Raw genomic sequence first — 22,288 nt, forward strand, 5'->3', positions numbered from 1 at the left:
TAATCTGATTAGGTTGGTTGTGGCTGAATGGGTAATATTGTACATCTTGTATTGACATGTCTTTCAAAAAGCATCTAAAAACTTATTTTTCGTTTTCTTCCTCAGAAAGGAAAAGCTTGATTATTCTTCTCACCATTCTAGCCATTGTTTTTGTGTATCCCATCTTTATTAATAGCGATAATGTTCCTGTTTGGGATAAGAATCCTGAGAAACAAAAACGGTTGGATAGTCTTTTGGCAGTTTTGCAAATCAAATCAGATCATAAGCAAGAAGCAATTAAATCTCATGAATTATTTTTCTTTGATCCGAACCATATTGATAGTTTAGGTTTGTTGTCATTGGGTTTTTCAAATTATCAGGCTAAAAACCTTTTAAAATATAGACGCTCAGGAGCTCGAGTTTCTGAAGATGTTGACTTGAAGAAGATATATGGCATGACAGATGTTTTGTATCTAAAACTGCAACCTTTTGTTCGGATTTCACCAGAAAAGAATATTAGTTGTTCTATAGTTAAAGCTCAGTTAAGGCCTTTTGATCCCAATAAAACTGATTCTTTAGCTTTATTAAGTTTAGGTTTTTCAAAGTTTCAAACTCGCAATATCCTTAATTATAGAAGAAAAGATGGTTGGTTTAATAAAAAGGATGATTTGATGAATATTTATGGGATCGATTCTTCAGATTATAAGAGATTCGAAAAATATATTAGGATAGACTCAGGTCGAAACGTAAATGAAAGTTACTTGTTTTCGTTTAATCCCAATAGTATAAGTAGGAAAGGGTGGGATAGTTTAGGTGTTGAAGAAAGGGTTATAGATAGAGTGAAGAAGTTTTTAGCTAAAGGTGGGCGTTTCCAAAAGGCAGAAGATCTGAAAATAATATATGGATTTGATTCATTGAAATATTCAGAATTACATTCATTTATTAGTATTCCCAATGAAAGAGCTGTTGAAATTGCTCTGATTGATTTGAATAGGGCAGATTCTATTCAATTGCTAAGATTGCCTGGAATTGGTCCATATCTTTCGCGGCGTATCATTAATTATCGTGACAAGCTTGGAGGTTTTTATAGTATGAATCAATTGGTGGATGTTTATGGATTAAAAAAGAGTCGCGTTGATAGTATCTGCTCTTCTTTGAAAATTGATTTGAGTCATTTGCGATGTATTAATGTTAACGTTGCTTCAATTGAAGAATTGAGTATTCATCCATATATAAGTTATCGAGAAGCATCTGATATTTTACGTTTAAGAAAACGTAAAGGGCGAATTTTAGATTTAGAAAGCCTTCGAAAGAAGAAAATATTCCAAGATTCCACCTTTAATAGAGTAAAACCCTATTTAAGTTTAGAGTAAATCATTAATAATTGGCTTGTTTTGACTCAAGCAACAGGCTAAATACCTTAGTTTTGCGCATGAATCAAATAAAATTAAAGTATTTGGTCAGATTTTTATAAATTTGCTTGAAATATCGTGAATGAATTAATAAGTTTGCGGCTCATTTAGAAATAATTAAATAAAAGAAGAAACTATGATTATTATTCCTATGAAGGAAGGCGAAAACATTGAAAGAGCCTTAAAAAAATTCAAAAGAAAATTCGAAAAAACTGGTGTAATCAAAGAATTACGTGGAAGACAGGTTTATGTAAAGCCTTCAATTAGAAAAAGAAAAGCGAAAATCCACGCGGTTTATGTTCAGCAAATGCAATTGAACGAAGATTAATTTCTTTTGAAAAAGGTTTCGATGTCTTATTTTTTTTGTAATTTAGTTTACACTAGACTATGAATTAAAAGTGTATGAGATATAAGGAATCTTTTCTGTCTTATTTACGGTACGAGAAACGATACTCCAAACATACTTTGGTATCATACGATTGTGATTTAAGTCAATTTTTTTTGTTTTTATCGTCCTATGGGATCGAAGAAGGTGAAATTGTTGATTTGAATTTCAAAGATGTTAGAAAGTGGATTGTTTTTTTAATGAATGAAGGCTGCTCAGCCCGAACTGTGAATAGGAAATTATCTTCTTTGAAATCCTTTTTTAGATATTTATTGAGAGAATCGTTAATTCAACAAAATCCTATGGATAGAGTTGTTGGGCCCAGGCAAGGGAAGAAGCTTCCGAATTTTGTTGCCGAGCACAGTATGCGATTGTTGCAAGAAATAGATTTTGGTGAAGGGTTCGAAGGGATTCGAGACAGACTGGTAATTGAAATGTTTTATCATACTGGCATGCGTTTATCTGAATTGATGAATTTAAAGGTGTCAAGTTTTGATCGTTCCGCCTCTGTTGTTCGAGTTTTAGGTAAAAGAAATAGGGAGAGGATTATTCCTGTTAGTGATAATCTCGAAACACTTCTTGATGAGTATTTAGAGCATAGGTTGTTGGTTTGTTCCAGTAGGGATGGGGTTTTATTTGTTACAAGCAATGCAAAGCCCGCATACGAAAAATTGTTGTATAGGATAGTGATAAAACATATGTCTAAGATTACAACTCTTTCGAAAAAAAGTCCTCACGTGTTACGCCATACCTTTGCAACACATTTACTTAATAATGGAGCTGAGTTGAATGCTATTAAAGAGTTGCTGGGACATTGTAATTTGTCTGCTACTCAAATATACACTCATACTAGCTTTGAGAGGTTAAACGATGTTTATAAACAGGCTCACCCCAGAGCTTAAAATTGGAGGATAGAGTATGAAAATTAACATTCAGGCAGTCGGTTTCAATGCTGATGTTCAGTTAGAAGATTTTGTCAAAGGAAGAGTGAATAAGTTGCTCAAGCTTGATGATGACGTGACAAACGTTGAAGTCTTTTTAAGAGCTGAAAAACCATCAGTTGTAGAAAATAAAGAAGTAGAGATAAAATTTAATATCCCGGGAGGTGATATATTTGCACAAAAGCAAAGCAAAACATTCGAAGAAGCAGTTGATTTAGCGACAGATGCCTTGAAGCGTCAGATCACTAAGCGAAAAGAAAAACTTCGTGGAAAATAATTGGAAATATTATTTGATAGTTTTGTTATATAGGTAAAATGTTTTTACATTTGCAGACCATTTGTGAGGGGATTATGCGTCCTGATGCGAATGGTCTGTTAATTGCCAGTGTAGCTCAGTTGGTCAGAGCAGCTGATTTGTAATCAGCAGGTCGTGGGTTCGAATCCCTCCACCGGCTCAGTTAATGTATTGTTTTTTTTTATTGGGGAGATACCAAAGTGGCCAACTGGGGCGGACTGTAACTCCGCTGACTTCGTCTTCGTAGGTTCGAATCCTGCTCTCCCCACAGTGAATTTTCACATATACTATTGTTATATGGTAGTTGTGATTTGCGGGAATAGCTCAGTTGATAGAGCATCAGCCTTCCAAGCTGAGGGTCGCGAGTTTGAGTCTCGTTTCCCGCTCAATAGTTTTGCCGTTGTAGCTCAGGGGTAGAGCGTTTCCTTGGTAAGGAAGAGGTCATGAGTTCAAATCTCATCAATGGCTCAAGAAAATATAAAATATTGTTTTAATTGTTGTCTAATCATTAATTAACTTTTCGAGTTATGGCTAAAGAACATTTTGATAGGTCAAAACCACACGTAAATATTGGTACTATCGGTCACGTTGATCACGGTAAAACTACCTTGACTGCTGCTATTACAACTGTATTGGCAAAAAAAGGTTTCTGTGAAGTAAAATCTTTCGATTCTATCGATAATGCACCTGAGGAAAAAGAAAGAGGTATCACTATTAATACTGCTCACGTAGAGTATTCTACAGATAACCGTCACTACGCTCACGTTGACTGTCCAGGTCACGCTGACTACGTGAAAAACATGGTTACTGGTGCTGCTCAGATGGACGGTGCGATTTTGGTTTGTGCTGCTACTGACGGTCCTATGCCTCAGACTCGCGAGCATATCCTTTTAGCTCGTCAGGTAAACGTACCTAAAATGGTAGTTTTCTTGAACAAAGTTGACATGGTTGACGATGAAGAGATGCTAGAGTTGGTAGAAATGGAAATGCGTGAGCTTTTAGATTTCTATGACTTCGACGGAGATAATACTCCTATCATTGCTGGATCTGCTCTTGGTGGATTGAACGGTGAGCCAGAGTGGGAAGATAAGATTATGGAGCTTATGGATGCTGTTGATACTTGGATTCCACTACCTCCACGTGATGTTGATAAAGCGTTTTTGATGCCAATTGAAGATGTTTTCTCTATTACTGGTCGTGGAACTGTTGCTACAGGTCGTATCGAGACTGGTATTGTTAAGACAGGTGAAGAACTTCAGATTATCGGTTTAGGTGCTGAAGGAATGAAAACTGTTTGTACTGGTGTTGAGATGTTCCGTAAGATTCTTGACGAAGGTCAAGCTGGTGACAACGTTGGTTTATTGTTGAGAGGTATTGACAAATCATCTATCAAGCGTGGTATGGTTATCTGTCACCCTAAAACAATTACTCCTCATACAAAAATCAAAGCTGAGATTTATGTATTGAAGAAAGAAGAAGGTGGACGTCATACTCCATTCCATAACAAATACCGTCCTCAGTTCTATATCAGAACTCTTGATGTAACTGGTGAGATTACTCTTCCAGAAGGTGTTGAGATGGTAATGCCAGGTGATAACGTTACTATCAACGTTCAGTTAATTACTCCTGTTGCTTGTTCAGTAGGTTTACGTTTCGCTATCCGTGAAGGTGGTAGAACTGTAGGTGCTGGTCAGATTACTGAAATTGTTGAGTAATTTTTGATATAAAGAATGATTCGGATTTATTTCCGAATCACTCTTCTTTACGGGTGTAGCTCAGTTGGTAGAGCACTGGTCTCCAAAACCAGGTGTCGGGAGTTCGAGTCTCTCCACCCGTGCTAAAGGATATTTTGTCTTATGAAATAAGTCTCACAAACTGGATTTATTTAGACTGTGAGACATCTTCCATGTGAATTAATAAAACTTTAATTGTAAGCACATGAAATTAGTAAATTATATTAAGGACGTTTATACGGAACTTACACAGAAAGTATCGTGGCCAACATGGTCTGAACTTCAAAGTAGCGCTATCGTAGTAATGATAGCTTCTGCAATTATTGCAACTGCAATTTTTGTGATGGATTTGGGGTTCAAGAATTTGATGGACACTGTATATAGTATGTTTTACTAATCACTGAAATTTTAAGATGGCTGAAATTGACAAAAAATGGTATGTTCTACGGGCTGTAGGAGGAAAAGAAAAGAAGGTCCAAGAGTATATCTTAAGTGAGATTTCTAATCTTGGACTTCAGGATTACGTATCACAGGTTCTCATTCCAACCGAGAAAGTGTTTGTGGTGCGCAACGGTAAAAAAATCAGCAAGGAAAGAATTTTCTTACCTGGCTATGTTTTAATCGAAGCTGCATTGACAGGCGAAATTCCTCACATCCTTCGTAGTGTTACGAATGTGATTGGCTTCCTGGGGGATACTAAAGGCGGCGACCCGTCTCCATTGCGACAATCAGAAGTGAATCGCATTTTGGGTAAGGTTGACGAACTTACTAATAAAGATGAGGAAATTAATGTTCCTTATTTTGTTGGCGAGTCGGTAAATGTGACTGATGGACCATTTAATGGTTTTGCTGGCGTGATAGAAGAGGTAAATGCAGAGAAGAGAAAACTTAAAGTTATGGTTAAAATCTTTGGACGTAAAACGCCTCTCGAATTAAGTTTCATGCAAGTAGAAAAAGAATAAAAAAACCTTTAGAAAAGTAAAACTATGGCTAAAGAAGTAGCAGGATTAATAAAGTTGCAGATCAAAGGTGGTGCTGCAAATCCTTCACCTCCAGTAGGACCGGCATTAGGTGCTAAGGGAGTAAATATCATGGATTTTTGTAAGCAATTCAATGCTAGAACGCAAGATATGGCTGGAAAAGTTGTTCCAGTTGTAATTACCGTTTATAAAGATAGCTCTTTTGAATTCATTACAAAAACTCCTCCTGTTGCTGTTCAGGTTTTAGAAGCTGCAAAATTAAAATCAGGATCTGCTGAGCCTAACCGTGTTAAGGTTGGATCTATTACTTGGGAACAAGTAAGAGAAATCGCAGAAGGCAAGATGAAAGATTTAAATGCTTTTGAAGTTGAGAGCGCCATGAGTATGGTCGCTGGAACAGCAAGAAGTATGGGTGTCACTATTTCTGGTGATAATCCGCTTAATCAATAATTTTTAATACTGCAATTAAAATGGGTAAACTAACAAAAAATCAAAAGTTAGCTTTAGAAAAAGTCGAAGCAGATAAGATCTACACTATCGACGAAGCCGTTGCATTGGTTAAGGAGATTACCACTACTAAATTTGACGCTTCTGTGGATATGGATGTCCGCTTAGGAGTTGACCCAAGAAAAGCGAATCAAATGGTTCGTGGTGTGGTTACTCTACCTCATGGTACTGGTAAAGATGTTCGTGTTTTGGTACTTTGTACTCCTGATAAGGAAGAAGAGGCTAAAGCGGCAGGTGCAGAGTATGTTGGACTTGACGATTATATCGCTAAGATCAAAGGAGGATGGACTGATATTGATGTTATCATTACTATGCCAACTGTTATGGCTAAAGTAGGTGCACTAGGACGTGTATTAGGGCCACGTGGTTTAATGCCAAACCCTAAGAGCGGAACTGTAACTATGGACATTGCTAAAGCTGTGAACGAAGTTAAGGCTGGAAAGATAGATTTCAAGGTCGACAAATATGGTATTATTCACTCTTCAGTTGCTAAGGTATCTTTTGAAGTAGATAAAATCAAAGGTAATGCTAAAGAATTCATTGGTGTTATCAATAAATTGAAACCAACTGCAGCAAAAGGGACTTACATTAAGAGTGTATACCTGTCAAGTACAATGAGTCTTGGGATTCAAGTAGATCCTAAGTCACTTATTGACTAATCAAATTAATTTTTAATCGAGACCTTGGTAATCATGAAAAAGGAAGACAAAATTCAGATTATTGATAGCTTGACAGAACAAATCAACGCATCAAATCACTTTTATCTAGCTGACACTTCAGGAATGAATGCAGAAGCAACCTCTGCTTTACGTAGAGCTTGTTATGAGAAGCAAGTTAAAATGATTGTTGTGAAGAATACTTTGCTTCGTAGTGCTTTGGTAAAAGCAGAAGTTGAGTGCGACGGTTTGACTGAAACACTTAAGGGAGCTACCTCTCTTATGCTTTCAGAAGTGGGAAATATTCCTGCAAAGCTAATCAAAGAATTCAGTAAAGGGAAAGATTTACCAGCTCTAAAAGGTGCTTTCGTAGAAGGTGCTGTTTATATTGGAGCAGGTGAATTAGATACTCTTGTAGCTATTAAGTCTAAAGAAGAGTTAATTGGAGATATTATTGCAGCATTGCAGTCTCCAATTCAGAAAGTTATTTCTGCTTTAGAAAATGGTAAGGGTGAAGATACTGAAGAAGTAGTATCAGAGTAAGAGTAATATATCTAGAGTATTTAAATTTTAAAAATAAACCAAAATGGCAGATTTAAAAAAGTTTGCAGAAGAATTAGTTAATTTGACTGTTAAGGAAGTAAGTGAATTAGCTCAAATCTTAAAAGATGAGTACGGAATTGAACCAGCTGCTGCTGCTGTTGTTGTAGCAGGTGGAGCTGCTGCTGGCGAAGCTGCTGAGCAAACTGAATTCGACGTTATTCTTGTGGCTCCAGGTGGAGCAAAACTTGCTATCGTAAAATTAGTTAAGGAATTAACTGGTTTAGGTCTTAAGGAAGCTAAGGCTGCAGTTGATGCTGCTCCTACTGCATTGAAAGAAAAAGTTTCTAAAGTGGAAGCTGAAGCATTAAAAGCACAATTAGAAGAAGCTGGAGCTGAAGTTGAACTTAAATAGAATCACTAAGACCTTTAAATAAGGTTATTATGGTTTAGAGTTTCATTGATTTGGAACTCTAAGCCTTTTTGTTGTTTATTATTGTTTAGGTTCAATTAATTTTAAGTAAATGTCTTCAAATACTATTAGTCAAAGAATTAGTTTTGCTTCAAATAAGAATCAGTTTTTATATCCTGACTTTTTGGAAGTACAATTAAAATCTTTTCAAGACTTTTTTCAGTTGGAAACAATTTCTGAAAAAAGAAAGAGCGAAGGATTATTTAAGGTATTTAGCGAGAATTTTCCAATTACCGATACGCGTAACAATTTTGTATTGGAATTTCTTGACTATTTTGTTGATCCACCACGTTACTCCATCGAAGAGTGTATAGAGCGAGGCCTTAGCTATAGTGTCCCACTTAAGGCTAAATTAAAGCTATATTGTACCGATCCTGAACATGAGGATTTTGATACAGTAATTCAGGATGTATATCTTGGAACTGTACCTTACATGACAGAAAAGGGTACCTTCGTAATTAATGGTGCGGAACGTGTTGTTGTATCTCAACTTCACCGTTCTCCAGGTGTATTCTTCGGACAGAGTCTACATACCAACGGAACTAAATTATATTCCGCACGTATTATTCCTTTCAAAGGATCATGGATTGAATTTGCTACTGACATCAACAATGTCATGTACGCTTATATCGATCGTAAGAAAAAGCTACCAGTTACCACTCTATTAAGATCGATTGGTTTCGAAAGCGATAAAGAAATTCTTGAGATCTTTGATCTCGCTGATGAAATTAAAGTTTCAAAAACCGGACTTAAAAAAGTTGTTGGTCGTAAACTTGCCGCTCGTGTTCTTAAATCTTGGATTGAAGACTTCGTAGATGAGGATACAGGAGAGGTTGTTTCTATCGAACGTAACGAAGTTATTATTGATAGAGAAACTATAGTTGAACCAGAACACATTGAAGAGATTCTTGAATCAGGGGCTAAGACTATCTTATTACACAAGGAGCAGCAGAATCTTGCTGACTATGCAATTATTTATAATACATTGCAGAAGGATCCTTGTAACTCTGAGAAAGAAGCTGTTCTTCATATCTATCGTCAATTAAGAAACTCTGAGCCACCAGATGAGGCTACAGCTCGTGATGTAATTGATAAGTTATTCTTCTCTGACAAACGTTACGATTTAGGTGATGTTGGTCGTTACAGAATTAACAAAAAACTTGGTCTTAATACAGACAGCGATGTTAAGGTATTGACAAAGGAAGATATTATTGAAATTATAAAGTACCTTATCAAGCTATTGAATGCTCGTACTGATGTGGATGATATTGACCACTTAAGTAATCGTCGTGTTCGTACTGTTGGGGAACAATTATATAGTCAGTTTGGAGTTGGTTTAGCTCGTATGGCTCGTACGATTCGTGAAAGAATGAACGTACGTGACAATGAGGTATTTACTCCTATTGATTTGATTAACTCGAAGACTTTATCTTCAGTTATCAATTCATTCTTTGGAACTAATGCTTTGTCTCAGTTTATGGATCAAACGAATCCACTTGCTGAGGTAACTCATAAGAGAAGAATGTCAGCTCTTGGACCAGGTGGTCTGTCTCGTGAGAGAGCAGGTTTCGAGGTTCGAGATGTTCACTATACTCACTATGGTCGTTTATGTCCTATTGAAACACCAGAGGGACCAAATATTGGTTTGATCTCTTCATTGTGTGTATTCGCTAAGATTAATGATTTAGGTTTTATCGAAACACCTTACCGTAAGGTTATAAATGGTAAAGTAGATTTAAGTAACGAAGGTGTAGGTTATCTTTCAGCTGAGGAAGAAGAAGGATTGATTATTGCTCAAGCTAATGCTCCATTAAATGACGATGGTTCATTTGTTAATGCTAAAGCAAAATCACGTAAAGATGGTGACTTCCCATTTGAAGAGATTCAGAACTTAGATCTTATGGATGTTGCGCCTAATCAGATTGCTTCAATTGCGGCTTCGTTGATTCCGTTCCTTGAGCATGATGATGCCAACCGTGCTCTGATGGGATCGAATATGATGCGTCAGGCAGTTCCTGTTATTAAACCTGAATCTCCAGTTGTAGGTACGGGTCTTGAAGCAAATATTGCTAAAGATTCACGTACTCAAATTGTAGCTGAAAGAAATGGTGTTGTTGAATTTGTTGATGCAACTAAAATTGTAATCGCTTACGAAAGAAGCGAAGATGAGGCATTTGTGAGTTTTGAATCAAATATTATCACTTACAAATTACCAAAATATCAAAAAACCAACCAGGGAACAACTATCGACCTTAAGCCAATTGTTGCTAAAGGAGCTAAAGTTGTAAAAGGGCAAATCTTAACCGATGGTTATGGTACTCAAACTGGTGAGTTAGCACTTGGTCGTAACCTGAAGGTGGCGTTTATGCCTTGGAAAGGTTATAACTATGAGGATGCGATCGTAATTTCGGAACGTATTGTTAAGGATGATGTATTTACTTCAATTCACGTTGATGAGTACACGCTTGAAGTACGTGATACAAAACGAGGAATGGAAGAATTAACTTCTGATATTCCAAATGTTAGTGAAGAAGCAACTCGTAACCTTGATGAAAATGGTTTGATTCGCATTGGTGCGATTGTAGAACCTGGTGATATTCTTATCGGTAAGATTACTCCTAAAGGAGAATCTGATCCTTCTCCAGAAGAAAAATTGCTTCGTGCAATTTTTGGTGATAAAGCGGGTGATGTAAAAGATGCATCTCTTAAAGCTTCACCTTCACTTCGTGGTGTTGTGATTGAGAAGAAATTATTCTCTCGTGCCGTACGCGATCGTAAGTCGAAGCAAAGTGATAAGCCATTATTGCAGAAACTTGATGAAGAATTCGATAGAACTGTTGCAGCTTTAAACAACCTTCTTATTGAAAAATTATTTACCATTACAAATGGTAAAACTTCACAAGGTGTTAAGGATTATTTGAGTGTTGATTTGATTCCTAAAGGGGTTAAGTTTACGCAGAAATTATTAACGGAGATTAATTATCTACAAGTTGACCCTAATAAGTGGACAACTGATAAGGATAAGAATGATACCATTAAAACCTTACTGCACAACTACGTAATTAAGTACAAAGAACTTGATAGTGCAAGTAAACGTAAGAAATACAACGTTACTATCGGTGATGAAATGCCAGTAGGTATCATCCAAATGGCTAAGGTTTATGTTGCTAAGAAACGTAAACTACAGATTGGTGATAAGATGGCGGGTCGTCACGGTAATAAAGGTATTGTTTCTCGTGTTGTTCGTCAGGAAGATATGCCATTCCTTGAGGATGGAACTACTGTTGACATTTGCTTGAACCCTCTTGGTGTACCATCACGTATGAACCTTGGACAGGTGTTTGAAACTGTTCTTGGGTGGGCAGGTATAGAGTTAGGATTGAAGTTTGCTACTCCGATTTTCGATGGAGCAAGTCTTGACGAAATTACTGCATATACTGATAAAGCTGGTGTTCCTGCTTTCGGTAAAGCTTACCTTCATGATGGAGGTACTGGTGTTCGATTTGATCAGCCTGCTACGGTTGGTGTTATCTACATGCTGAAACTTGGTCACATGGTTGATGATAAGATGCACGCGCGTTCTATCGGTCCTTATTCTCTGATTACTCAGCAACCACTTGGTGGTAAGGCTCAGTTTGGTGGTCAGCGTTTTGGAGAGATGGAGGTTTGGGCTCTTGAGGCCTTTGGTGCTGCTCATATTCTACAGGAAATCTTGACTATTAAGTCGGATGATGTAATGGGTAGAGCGAAAGCTTATGAAGCTATCGTAAAAGGTGAACCTATGCCAGCTCCAGGTATTCCTGAATCTCTAAACGTGTTATTACACGAACTTAGAGGTCTTGGCTTGAGCGTTAAATTAGTATAAGCCTTATATAGAAAGTGGATGTTGGTTATTCCGACATTCACTTTTCATGAATCAATTTGTTAATATCCTAATTTTCAATATATGGCATTCAGAAGAGATAACAAAGTAAAGAGTAATTTTACAAAAATCTCTATCAGTCTTGCTTCTCCAGAAGAGATCTTAGAAAGATCTAGTGGTGAAGTTTTAAAGCCTGAAACCATCAACTATCGTACTTATAAGCCAGAACGTGACGGTTTATTCTGTGAAAGAATTTTCGGTCCTGTTAAGGATTATGAGTGTCACTGTGGTAAATACAAGCGTATCCGTTATCGAGGTATTGTTTGTGACCGATGTGGTGTTGAGGTAACCGAGAAAAAAGTACGTCGTGAGCGTATGGGACACATCCAATTGGTTGTGCCTGTAGCGCATATTTGGTATTTTAAATCGTTGCCAAATAAAATTGGTTACCTTTTAGGTTTACCAACTAAAAAATTAGATACTATTATTTATTACGAGCGCTATGTCGTAATTAACGCGGGTGTTAAAGCCGCTGATGGTATCAACTATCTTGATTTCCTTACAGAAGAAGAATATCTTGATATTCTTGACGAACTTCCAATGGAAAATCAGCATCTTGATGATGAAGATCCGAATAAGTTTATTGCTAAAATGGGTGCTGAAGCGCTTTGCAGTCTTCTTTCTCGTTTAGATCTTGATGCATTATCTTATGAATTACGTCATAAAGCCAGCACTGAAACTTCACAGCAACGTAAAAACGAAGCTTTGAAGCGTCTACAAGTTGTTGGTGCTTTCCGTGACTCTAAGGAAGTGAACAATCCTGAATGGATGGTTGTTAAAGTTGTTCCAGTAATTCCACCAGAATTACGTCCTTTGGTACCTTTAGATGGTGGACGTTTTGCAACTTCGGATTTAAATGACCTTTATCGTCGTGTAATCATCCGTAACAATCGTCTGAAAAGACTAATTGAAATCAAAGCTCCAGAAGTAATTTTACGTAACGAAAAACGTATGCTTCAAGAGGCTGTTGATTCACTATTTGATAACTCTCGTAAATCTAATGCGGTAAAGACAGAAAACAATCGTCCTTTGAAATCTCTTTCAGATTCATTGAAAGGTAAGCAAGGTCGTTTCCGTCAGAATCTATTGGGTAAGCGTGTTGACTATTCTGCTCGTTCGGTAATTGTTGTAGGTCCAGACTTGGAAATGCACGAGTGTGGTATCCCTAAGGATATGGCAGCTGAACTTTATAAGCCTTTTATTATTCGTAAGCTTATTGAGCGTGGAATTGTTAAAACTGTAAAATCAGCTAAGAAAATTGTTGATCGTAAAGACCCGGTGGTATGGGATATTCTTGAGAATGTATTGAAAGGACATCCAGTGCTACTTAACCGTGCCCCAACTCTTCACCGTTTGGGTATTCAGTCTTTCCAGCCAAAATTGATTGAAGGAAAAGCGATTCGTCTACACCCTCTAGCATGTACCGGTTTCAATGCCGACTTTGATGGTGACCAGATGGCGGTTCACTTACCTTTAGGTAATGAAGCAGTTCTTGAGGCTCAGATGTTAATGTTGTGTTCTCACAATATTTTGAACCCTGCTAATGGTACTCCGATTACTGTTCCTTCTCAGGATATGGTACTTGGTTTGTATTATATTACTAAATCAAGAACAGGTTGTAAAGGAGAGGGTATTACTTTCTATTCTGCTGAAGAAGCTATGATTGCTTTCAATGAGAAAGCTGTCGATCTTCACGCTATCATTAAGGTAAAAGTGAAGGATTTTAATGAGAATAACGAATTGGTTGACACTATTATAGAGACAACTATTGGTCGTATCATTATGAATCAGCACACACCTGAAGGAGCAGGATTTTTGAATCAGTTGATTACTAAGAGAGCCCTTCGTGATATCATTGGATACATTTACAAGAAGTGTGGTGTTCACGCGACTGCTAAATTCCTTGATGATATTAAGAACTTAGGTTACCGTAAAGCTTTCGAAGGTGGACTATCGTTTAACCTTTCGGATGTTACTGTTCCTGCTGAGAAGGATGCTATGGTAGCTGATGGTTATGCTCAAGTTGAAGAAGTATTGAATAACTATAATATGGGTTTCATTACGAACAACGAGCGTTATAACCAGATTATTGATATTTGGACGCATGTAAATGCTAACTTGACCCAAACATTGATGACTCAGTTAGAAACCGACAATCAAGGTTTCAACTCTGTATACATGATGCTTGATTCTGGTGCTCGTGGATCGCGAGAGCAGATTCGTCAGTTGGGTGGTATGCGTGGTTTGATGGCTAAGCCTCAGAAATCTGGAGCTAAAGGTGGTCAGATTATTGAGAATCCAATTCTTTCAAACTTTAAGGAAGGTCTTTCTGTACTAGAGTACTTTATTTCTACTCACGGTGCTCGTAAAGGTCTTGCGGATACGGCTCTAAAAACGGCCGATGCGGGTTACTTAACTCGTCGTTTGGTTGATGTTGCTCAGGATGTTATTATCCACGAATCAGATTGTGGAACTCTAAGAGGTTTAACTGCATTTGCAATTAAAAATCAGGAAGAAGTTGTTGCTTCTTTATTTGAAAGAATCTTAGGTCGTACAACTGTTCACGATATTTACCACCCATTAACTGGAGCACTTTTAGTTGCATCTGGTGAGGAAATTACAGAAGAAATTGCTGAGACTATTGAAGCTTCACCAATTGAAGCTGTAGAGATTCGTTCGGTATTAACTTGTGAAGCTCGAAAAGGTGTTTGTGCTAAATGTTATGGACGTAACCTTTCTAGTGGTGAGCTTGTTCAAAGAGGTGAGGCTGTTGGTGTTATCGCTGCACAGTCTATCGGTGAGCCAGGTACACAGTTAACACTTCGTACTTTCCACGTAGGGGGTACAGCGGGTAACGTTTCTGCAGAAAACTCGGTTGTTTCTAAATATGACGGTTTTGCTGAGTTCGATGAACTAAGAACTGTTGAGCATACGACTGAGGGTGGTAAGAAATACGATGTTGTAATTGGTCGTTTGGCTGAATTACGTATCATTGATAAGAATACTAATATAGCGGTATCGACACATACTATCCCTTATGGTTCTAAACTGTATGTTAAGGATGGTGCTGATGTTACTAAAGGCGAATTGGTTTGTGAGTGGGATCCTTATAATGCCATGATCATTTCAGAATTCTCTGGTAAGATTTCATTCGATCATTTAATTGAAGGTATTACTTTCAGTGAAGAGTCTGATGAAGCAACTGGTTTTGCTGAGAAAGTAATTATTGAATCTAAGGATAAGGCTAAGAATGCGAGTGTTAGAATCTTAGGATCAGACGGATCTATTCTTAAATCTTATAACTTACCAGTAGGCGCTCACGTTTCGGTAAGTGAAGGTGATATGATTTCTGTAGGACAATCAGTAGTTAAGATACCTAGAAATGTTGGTAAGACGGGTGATATTACCGGGGGTCTTCCTCGTGTTACTGAGCTATTCGAAGCTCGTAACCCATCTAATCCAGCAGTTGTATCTGAGATTGATGGTGAAATTACTTTCGGTAAAATCAAGCGTGGTAATCGTGAAGTTATTGTGACTTCAAGAACAGGCCAGGAAAAGAAGTACCTAGTACCTCTTTCTAAGCAAATGCTTGTTCAAGAGAACGATTACATTAGAGCTGGTACACCATTATCGGATGGTGCTACAACTCCTGCTGATATTCTTGCAATTAAAGGTCCAACTAAAGTTCAGGAGTATATCGTGAACGAGGTACAGGATGTTTACCGTATGCAGGGTGTGAAGATTAACGATAAGCACTTTGAGATTATCGTACGTCAGATGATGCGTAAGGTTGTTATTGCTGATCCAGGTGATACAATGTTCCTTGAAAAACAAATCGTTGACAAACAAGCATTCATGCTTGAAAACGATGAGATTTTCGGTAAGAAGGTTGTTATTGATACTGGTGATTCTAACGAATTGGTATTAGGACAAACTGTTACTGCTAGACAATTACGTGATGTGAATTCAGTATTGAAACGTAAGGATATGAAGTTGGTTGTCGCACGTGATGTTATCGCGGCTACTTCAACTCAGATTCTACAGGGGATTACCCGTGCGTCTCTACAAACTCGAAGCTTTATGTCAGCTGCTTCTTTCCAGGAGACGACTAAAGTATTGAACGAGGCTGCTATTCGTGGTAAGATCGATAATTTGGAAGGTTTGAAAGAGAACGTTATTTGTGGAAAATTAATTCCTGCAGGTACTGGTCTCCGTGACTACAAAGATATTGTAGTTGGAGCTAAAGAAGATTACGAAAAACTTCTTGCTAATAAATCTACTGAAGAGTAAGCAAACTCTTAATAAATATAAAGGCTGTTTCATTTATTGAAACAGCCTTTTTTTTATGGCTTAGTCCGAATATATTTTCTTATTTTAGCTAGACTTAATTTTTGAGATTAAATATCAAATAAACTTCTTATACAGAATAAAAAAGATTAATAATGGAAGACAATAAAAAAGGGAATCAAATTGATATTCAACTTAGTGAAGAAGTGGCTCAAGGAACCTATTCGAACCTGGCAGTCATAACACATTCTAGTTCTGAATTTGTGGTAGATTTTGTTAGAATAATGCCTGGTGTACCTAAAGCAGATGTTAAATCTAGAATCATACTAACACCAGAACATGCTAAGCGTTTGATGTTGGCTTTACAAGATAATATCAGTAAGTTTGAATCTATGAATGGTCCTATCAAAAGTGTTGATGGTGGACAAGGTCCTCAAGGTCCAATTATCCCGATGGGATTCGGACCAACAGGGCAGGCATAGAAAATTAACGCATAAATGAAAAGCGGAGGTTCATTGTGAACTCTGCTTTTTGTATTTAGTAGTCATCTGGCTACTAGATTCTAAGTTTCTGTGTTTTATATTTCTTTTTAATACTTAATTGGAACAAGCTAAAGGCAACAAGTGCTATCAAAATACCTATGAGGATTCCATATTGAGTATTGATATTCAAACCACCGTTTTTTATGGGAGCTACTAAAAGGTAAGTAAAGCAAATAGCTGTCATAAAACTTGCAGGTAAACTAAGCACATAATGAAATTTATTTTTTTTAGCTAAATACATGGCGCCTGTCCATAGCATTATCATTGATAAGATTTGATTGGCTAATCCCAGATACTTCCATATTGTGGAAAACTCTAATTGAGAAAGTGAAAAGCCGACTGCAAAAAGAGGTAGGCTAACTAATAAACGACTTCTTATTGACACTTGTTTGATATTTAGCATGTCGGCTATAGTTAGGCGTGCGCTTCGAAATGCAGTGTCTCCCGTAGTAATAGGACAAGCAATTACACCTATTATGGCGAAAATGGCACCAATTTTTCCTAACCAAGTATTACATATTTCATTCACCACCCAAGCTGGATTATGGCCAGAAGTAATCGTTTCGTTTAGGGAATGCGTATCACCGAAGAAGTTCATAGCAGCAGTAGCCCAAATAATTGCAACTATACCTTCAGCTATCATTGCACCAAAGAACACGGGGCGGCCATAGCTTTCTTTTTTCATACACCTCGCCATCATTGGCGATTGAGTAGAATGAAAACCGGAAATGGCACCACAAGAAATAACAATAAACATCATAGGGTATAAGATATTCTGCCCAGGATTTGAATGGAGATTTTTCAGTTGGCTAAAGTTAATTTCATTCATATGCAGACTTCCATCAATCGATTTGAAAATCATGGTGCCAGCAATTGTGACCGCCATAATTAGCAGAGCAGCACCAAATATTGGGTATATTTTCCCGATTATCTTATTTATTGGAAGTAGAGTTGCTACTAGATAGTAGGTAAAAATGCCATAAAGCCAAAAGTAGAAACCACCACCGGTTAGGTCTTTTAGTAGGCCTGCGGGTCCGGTTACGAAAGCAACACCTACAAGAACTAGCAATAAGATGGTGAAGATTCTGAGGAAATTTTGAAAGCCAGTACCGAGGTATTTTCCCACAATTTCCGGAAAACTTGAGCCACTATTGCGTATAGAAAGCATACCTGAGAAATAATCGTGTGTGGCTCCCATAAATATACACCCAAACACAATCCATATATAGGCTATTGGACCATACATGGCACCTAATATAGCTCCAAATATTGGGCCCAGACCAGCAATGTTTAGAAACTGTATGGTAAACATTTTCCATGTCGGCATAACAATAAAATCGACATCGTCTTTTAATCTTATGGCCGGTGTTTCAATTGAATCGTCTGCTCCAAAAAAACGTTCAATAAACTTGCCGTAAATAAAATATCCTAAAACAAGAGTAAGAATTGCTACTAGAAATGTAATCATGAGAATTAAAACTTAGGGTTTTATTAAGAGGTAATAAAGTTACCATTAATAATAAATGAGAAAATAGTTAAGATCAACTTTTTTGGGTGGAAGAGGAGTAGGGAGTCAACTATATGGAAATACTCTTATGTAACATGCTTCATTATTGATCGGTATGTGTATTTAATGTGTTGAATATTAATTGGTAATAGCTATCTTTTGTTTGTCTTAATAGATGCTTATATAAATTTGTTTTAAGTAGTCTATTCCATATATTTGCTAAGCCTGATTTTGGGCCCCAATATAGCTTGAAACCGAATAATAACAAATTGTAATCGATGAGACCGCTAATTCTGTTTTCTCAAATGTTGAAATGGATGAATTTTGAGAGATATTCGATTATAAACTGATAAAAACATATATAACAATGAAAGGATTAAAAATTGTTGTTCTTGCCAAGCAGGTTCCCGATACACGTAATGTTGGGAAAGATGCTATGAAAGCTGATGGAACTGTGAATAGAGCTGTTTTGCCTGCTATCTTCAATCCTGAAGATTTAAATGCACTAGAGCAAGCATTGCGTCTAAAAGATAAATACCCTGGAACAGAAATCACATTATTGACTATGGGACCAGGTAGAGCTGCAGAGATTATTCGTGAAGGTTTATACCGTGGTGCTGATAATGGTATCCTTTTATCTGACCGTGCTTTTGCAGGATCTGATACACTTGCAACTTCTTATGCTTTGTCTTGTACACTTAAGAAAATGGGTAAAATAGATATTATCATTGCAGGCCGTCAGGCTATCGATGGTGATACGGCTCAGGTTGGACCGCAGGTTGCAGAAAAATTAGCTTTACCACAAATTACTTATGCTGAGGATGTAATTTCTGCAGAAAATGGTAAGATTGTTGTGAAACGTCGTATCGAGCGAGGAGTTGAAACGGTTGAAGGCACTCTTCCAATGGTTGTAACTGTAAATGCTTCTGCTCCTGAATGTCGTCCACGTAATGCAAAGTTTGTTATGAAATACAAGCATGCAAGAGCGGTTTCTGAAATGCAGAATGCTGATGAAGATTATATCTTATTACACAACAACCGTCCTTACCTAAATATTGGAGAGTGGAGTGTGAATGATATCGAAACTCAGGCAGAAGAATTAGGCTTAACTGGATCACCAACTAAGGTAAAAGCGATTGAAAATGTCGTGTTCCAAGCTAAAGAAGCTAAAGTACTTGAGCCTAGCGATGCTGATATGGATGAGCTAATGAAAGAGTTAATTGCTAACCATACCATTGGTTAATCGATTGGTTTTTCCTGTCATTTCAATGTAGAATTTTAAAATTAAGAACCGTGAATAACGTATTTGTATATTGCGAAATAGAAGAGGGACAGATTGCTGATGTTAGTCTTGAACTTTTAACCAAAGGTAGATCGCTAGCTGATGACTTAAAATGTAACCTTGAAGCTGTTGTTATTGGTGCCGATCTTAAAGGGATTGAAAAGCAAATTATCCCTTTTGGTGTTGATACACTATGGATAGCTGACGATAAAAGTCTTTACCCATACACAACTTTACCTCATACTTCAATCATTGTTAAATTATTTGAAGAAGAGAAACCACAAATCGCTTTGATGGGTGCTACAAGCATCGGTCGTGATTTAGGTCCTCGTGTTTCTTCTGCTCTTCACTCAGGTCTAACTGCTGATTGTACGAGTTTGATCATCGGAGATCACGAAGACAAGAAGAACAAGAAAGAATATAAAGACCTATTGTACCAGATTCGTCCTGCTTTTGGTGGTAACATTGTTGCTACAATTATTAATCCTGACTGTCGTCCACAAATGGCAACTGTTCGTGAGGGAGTAATGAAGAAAGAAATTCGTTCTGAAGCTTACAAAGGAAAAGTTAAGAATATCGAAGTTGAAAAGTATGTGAAGCCTGAGGATTTTATTGTGAAGGTTATCGAACGTCACATGGAAGCATCAAAGGTAAACATCAAAAATGCAGGTATCGTTGTTGCTGGTGGTTATGGAGTGGGTTCTAAAGAGAACTTTGATAAATTATATGAACTAGCTGATGTTATTGGTGCTGAAGTAGGAGCTTCTCGTGCTGCTGTTGATGCTGGTTACGCTTCTCACGAACGTCAAATTGGTCAAACAGGTGTTACTGTGCGTCCAAAGCTATATATTGCATGTGGTATTTCTGGTCAGATTCAGCATACTGCTGGTATGGAAGAATCATCAATGGTGATTGCTATCAATACTGATAAGAATGCTCCAATAAACAATTTTGCTGACTATATAATTACCGGTGATATTGCTGATGTGATTCCTAAGATGATCAAGCATTACAAGCTGAATACCAAATAATATTTTTAGTAATTAGTGAGTAAGGGAAACAGTCGTTAGGCTATTAAGAATAGCGATTCATTACTTACCATAAAATACATCTAGAGAAATGGCTAATTTCTATACAGATAACGAGGACATGAAGTTCCATTTGGAACACCCGTTAATGAAAAAAATTGTTGCGCTTAAAGAGCGTAGCTTCGAAGATAAAGAAACATATGACTATGCACCTCTTGACTTTGAGGATGCTATGGATAGCTACGATCGTACCTTAGAAATTGTAGGTGAGATTTGTGGTGATATTATTGGTCCTAATGCTGAAAGTGTTGACCAGGAAGGCCCTCAAGTTGTGAACGATCGTGTTATTTACGCTAGAGGAACTCAGGAGAATCACGATGCTTTAACAAAAGCGGGTTTGATTGGTATGAGTCTTCCACGTGAGTATGACGGATTGAATTTTCCTATGGTACCTTACGTGATGGCAGCAGAGTTGGTTTCTCGTGCTGATGCTGGTTTTGCTAACATCTGGGGGCTTCAGGATTGTGCTGAAACAATTCATGAGTTTGCTTCAAAAGAGCAAAAAGAAAATTATTTACCTCGTTTTGCTAAAGGTGCTACTGCAGCAATGGACTTAACAGAGCCAGATGCAGGTTCTGACCTACAAGCTGTTCAGTTGAAAGCAACTTACAATAAAGAAGAAGATCAGTGGTATTTGGACGGTGTTAAGCGTTTTATTACCAATGGTGATGGTGATGTTTCTCTAGTATTAGCTCGTTCAGAGGAAGGGACTAATGATGGTCGTGGTTTGTCTATGTTTATCTATGACAAAAAGCATATGGCTGTTAAGGTTCGTCGTATCGAGCACAAAATGGGTATCATTGGTTCTCCTACTTGTGAATTGGTATTTACAAATGCTCCAGCTGAATTAGTGGGTTCTCGTAAAATGGGACTTATTAAATATGTAATGTCATTGATGAACGGTGCTCGTTTAGGAGTAGGTGCTCAATCAGTTGGTATTGCTGAAGCGGCTTACCGTGAAGGTTTGGCTTATGCAAAAGAGCGTCGTCAGTTTGGTAAAGCGATTATCGAATTTCCAGCTGTATACGAAATGTTGACTAATATGGAAGCTAAGTTGAATGCTTCTCGTTCTGTATTGTATGAAACAGCTCGTATGGTTGATGTTTATAAAGCATATTACCATATTTCTCAGGATCGTTCTTTAGATAAGGATGAAAGAGAGGATATGAAGAAATATCAGAAAACTGCTGATGTATTTACGCCACTATTAAAATTATTTGCTTCTGAATTCTGTAATGAGGTTGCTTACGATTCATTGCAAATTCACGCGGGTTCGGGTTATATGAAAGATTACCCAATTGAGCGTTTGGTTCGTGATGCACGTATTACAAATATTTACGAAGGAACAACTCAATTGCAAGTTGTAGCCGCTGTTCGTGGGGTAACCACGGGTCAGTATCTTGCTCAAATTAAGCACTATGAAGGTGAAGTGCTTAATCCACAGTTAGAGTACATCAGAACAACTCTTAAGGGGATGACTGAAAAGTATGAAAAAGCTGTTGCAAAAGTAAATGAGATCAATGCTACTGCCGATCATAATGACTTCCTGGATTTCCATGCACGTCGTTTGGTTGAAATGGCAGGTTATATCATTATGGGTTACTTGTTGTTATTGGATACAACTCGTGACGATAAGTATCAAGCTTCATGTGAGGTATTTGTTAAGATGGGTAAAGCAAAGTGTGCTGCTCACCTTGATTATGTATCTACATCAGATTTAAAAGATTTAGGTATCTTCAAAAAATAAGACCTAATTATTT

At 37.4% G+C, this 22,288-nt stretch carries 18 protein-coding genes and 5 tRNA genes; 22 read left to right on the forward strand and 1 reads right to left on the reverse strand.

Annotation, left to right across the window (positions count from 1 at the left end; all coding sequences use genetic code 11):
* Positions 1-116 precede the first annotated feature (116 nt).
* The 19 genes from DWB61_RS03295 to DWB61_RS03385 all read left to right on the forward strand — a co-directional run bounded on the left by DWB61_RS03295 (position 117) and on the right by DWB61_RS03385 (position 16,591).
* Complete coding sequence (locus DWB61_RS03295; RefSeq protein WP_158614361.1) at positions 117-1,352, forward strand: helix-hairpin-helix domain-containing protein; 1,236 nt, start codon at positions 117-119, stop codon at positions 1,350-1,352.
* Positions 1,353-1,527: 175 nt separating this feature from the next.
* Entirely contained in the window at positions 1,528-1,719 is a 192-nt protein-coding gene (gene rpsU, locus DWB61_RS03300; RefSeq protein WP_125029467.1) for a 30S ribosomal protein S21, read from the forward strand.
* 74 nt (positions 1,720-1,793) lie between these two features.
* On the forward strand, positions 1,794-2,678 hold the full coding sequence (locus DWB61_RS03305; RefSeq protein ID WP_125029468.1) for a tyrosine-type recombinase/integrase: 885 nt from the start codon (positions 1,794-1,796) through the stop codon (positions 2,676-2,678).
* A gap of 16 nt (positions 2,679-2,694) precedes the next feature.
* Positions 2,695-2,994 (forward strand): ribosome hibernation-promoting factor, HPF/YfiA family, encoded by a 300-nt coding sequence (gene hpf / locus DWB61_RS03310; RefSeq protein ID WP_125029469.1) that lies wholly within the window; start codon positions 2,695-2,697, stop codon positions 2,992-2,994.
* Between the two features lie 104 nt (positions 2,995-3,098).
* A tRNA-Thr gene (locus DWB61_RS03315) sits at positions 3,099-3,172 on the forward strand.
* Between the two features lie 26 nt (positions 3,173-3,198).
* Positions 3,199-3,280, forward strand: a tRNA-Tyr gene (locus DWB61_RS03320).
* Positions 3,281-3,325: 45 nt separating this feature from the next.
* Positions 3,326-3,398, forward strand: a tRNA-Gly gene (locus DWB61_RS03325).
* Positions 3,399-3,408: 10 nt separating this feature from the next.
* A tRNA-Thr gene (locus DWB61_RS03330) sits at positions 3,409-3,480 on the forward strand.
* Between the two features lie 59 nt (positions 3,481-3,539).
* On the forward strand, positions 3,540-4,727 hold the full coding sequence (gene tuf, locus DWB61_RS03335; RefSeq protein ID WP_125029470.1) for an elongation factor Tu: 1,188 nt from the start codon (positions 3,540-3,542) through the stop codon (positions 4,725-4,727).
* 49 nt (positions 4,728-4,776) lie between these two features.
* Positions 4,777-4,849 (forward strand) — tRNA-Trp (locus DWB61_RS03340).
* A 101-nt stretch (positions 4,850-4,950) separates the two neighbouring features.
* Complete coding sequence (gene secE / locus DWB61_RS03345) at positions 4,951-5,142, forward strand: preprotein translocase subunit SecE (RefSeq protein ID WP_125029471.1); 192 nt, start codon at positions 4,951-4,953, stop codon at positions 5,140-5,142.
* 16 nt (positions 5,143-5,158) lie between these two features.
* On the forward strand, positions 5,159-5,707 hold the full coding sequence (nusG, locus tag DWB61_RS03350) for a transcription termination/antitermination protein NusG (RefSeq protein ID WP_125029472.1): 549 nt from the start codon (positions 5,159-5,161) through the stop codon (positions 5,705-5,707).
* Positions 5,708-5,731: 24 nt separating this feature from the next.
* The gene (rplK, locus tag DWB61_RS03355) at positions 5,732-6,175 is read left to right on the forward strand and encodes a 50S ribosomal protein L11 (protein WP_125029473.1); all 444 of its coding nucleotides are present in this window, start codon (positions 5,732-5,734) and stop codon (positions 6,173-6,175) included.
* Between the two features lie 20 nt (positions 6,176-6,195).
* Complete coding sequence (gene rplA, locus DWB61_RS03360) at positions 6,196-6,891, forward strand: 50S ribosomal protein L1 (RefSeq protein WP_125029474.1); 696 nt, start codon at positions 6,196-6,198, stop codon at positions 6,889-6,891.
* A 33-nt stretch (positions 6,892-6,924) separates the two neighbouring features.
* The gene (rplJ, locus tag DWB61_RS03365; RefSeq protein ID WP_125029475.1) at positions 6,925-7,431 is read left to right on the forward strand and encodes a 50S ribosomal protein L10; all 507 of its coding nucleotides are present in this window, start codon (positions 6,925-6,927) and stop codon (positions 7,429-7,431) included.
* A gap of 43 nt (positions 7,432-7,474) precedes the next feature.
* Complete coding sequence (gene rplL, locus DWB61_RS03370) at positions 7,475-7,843, forward strand: 50S ribosomal protein L7/L12 (RefSeq protein ID WP_125029476.1); 369 nt, start codon at positions 7,475-7,477, stop codon at positions 7,841-7,843.
* 109 nt (positions 7,844-7,952) lie between these two features.
* A complete protein-coding gene (gene rpoB, locus DWB61_RS03375) occupies positions 7,953-11,765 on the forward strand; it encodes a DNA-directed RNA polymerase subunit beta (protein WP_125029477.1) in 3,813 nt (1,270 codons plus the stop codon).
* Positions 11,766-11,846: 81 nt separating this feature from the next.
* Entirely contained in the window at positions 11,847-16,112 is a 4,266-nt protein-coding gene (gene rpoC, locus DWB61_RS03380; RefSeq protein ID WP_125029478.1) for a DNA-directed RNA polymerase subunit beta', read from the forward strand.
* Between the two features lie 152 nt (positions 16,113-16,264).
* Positions 16,265-16,591, forward strand: coding sequence for a DUF3467 domain-containing protein (locus DWB61_RS03385; RefSeq protein ID WP_125029479.1), 327 nt, complete (start codon positions 16,265-16,267; stop codon positions 16,589-16,591).
* A gap of 73 nt (positions 16,592-16,664) precedes the next feature.
* Here DWB61_RS03385 and DWB61_RS03390 read toward each other — a convergent pair whose 3' ends face one another.
* Complete coding sequence (locus DWB61_RS03390) at positions 16,665-18,119, reverse strand: carbon starvation CstA family protein (RefSeq protein WP_125029480.1); 1,455 nt, start codon at positions 18,117-18,119, stop codon at positions 16,665-16,667.
* A 406-nt stretch (positions 18,120-18,525) separates the two neighbouring features.
* Between DWB61_RS03390 and DWB61_RS03395 the strand changes: the two genes are divergently transcribed.
* The 3 genes from DWB61_RS03395 (at position 18,526) to DWB61_RS03405 (ending at position 22,275) form a co-directional block, all read left to right on the forward strand.
* Complete coding sequence (locus DWB61_RS03395; protein ID WP_125029481.1) at positions 18,526-19,401, forward strand: electron transfer flavoprotein subunit beta/FixA family protein; 876 nt, start codon at positions 18,526-18,528, stop codon at positions 19,399-19,401.
* Between the two features lie 50 nt (positions 19,402-19,451).
* Positions 19,452-20,471, forward strand: coding sequence for an electron transfer flavoprotein subunit alpha/FixB family protein (locus tag DWB61_RS03400; RefSeq protein WP_125029482.1), 1,020 nt, complete (start codon positions 19,452-19,454; stop codon positions 20,469-20,471).
* Between the two features lie 88 nt (positions 20,472-20,559).
* A complete protein-coding gene (locus DWB61_RS03405; RefSeq protein ID WP_125029483.1) occupies positions 20,560-22,275 on the forward strand; it encodes an acyl-CoA dehydrogenase family protein in 1,716 nt (571 codons plus the stop codon).
* The last annotated feature ends 13 nt before the right edge of the window (positions 22,276-22,288 follow it).

Source organism: Ancylomarina euxina, assembly GCF_003863355.1.
In the GTDB taxonomy this organism is placed as follows: domain Bacteria; phylum Bacteroidota; class Bacteroidia; order Bacteroidales; family Marinifilaceae; genus Ancylomarina; species Ancylomarina euxinus.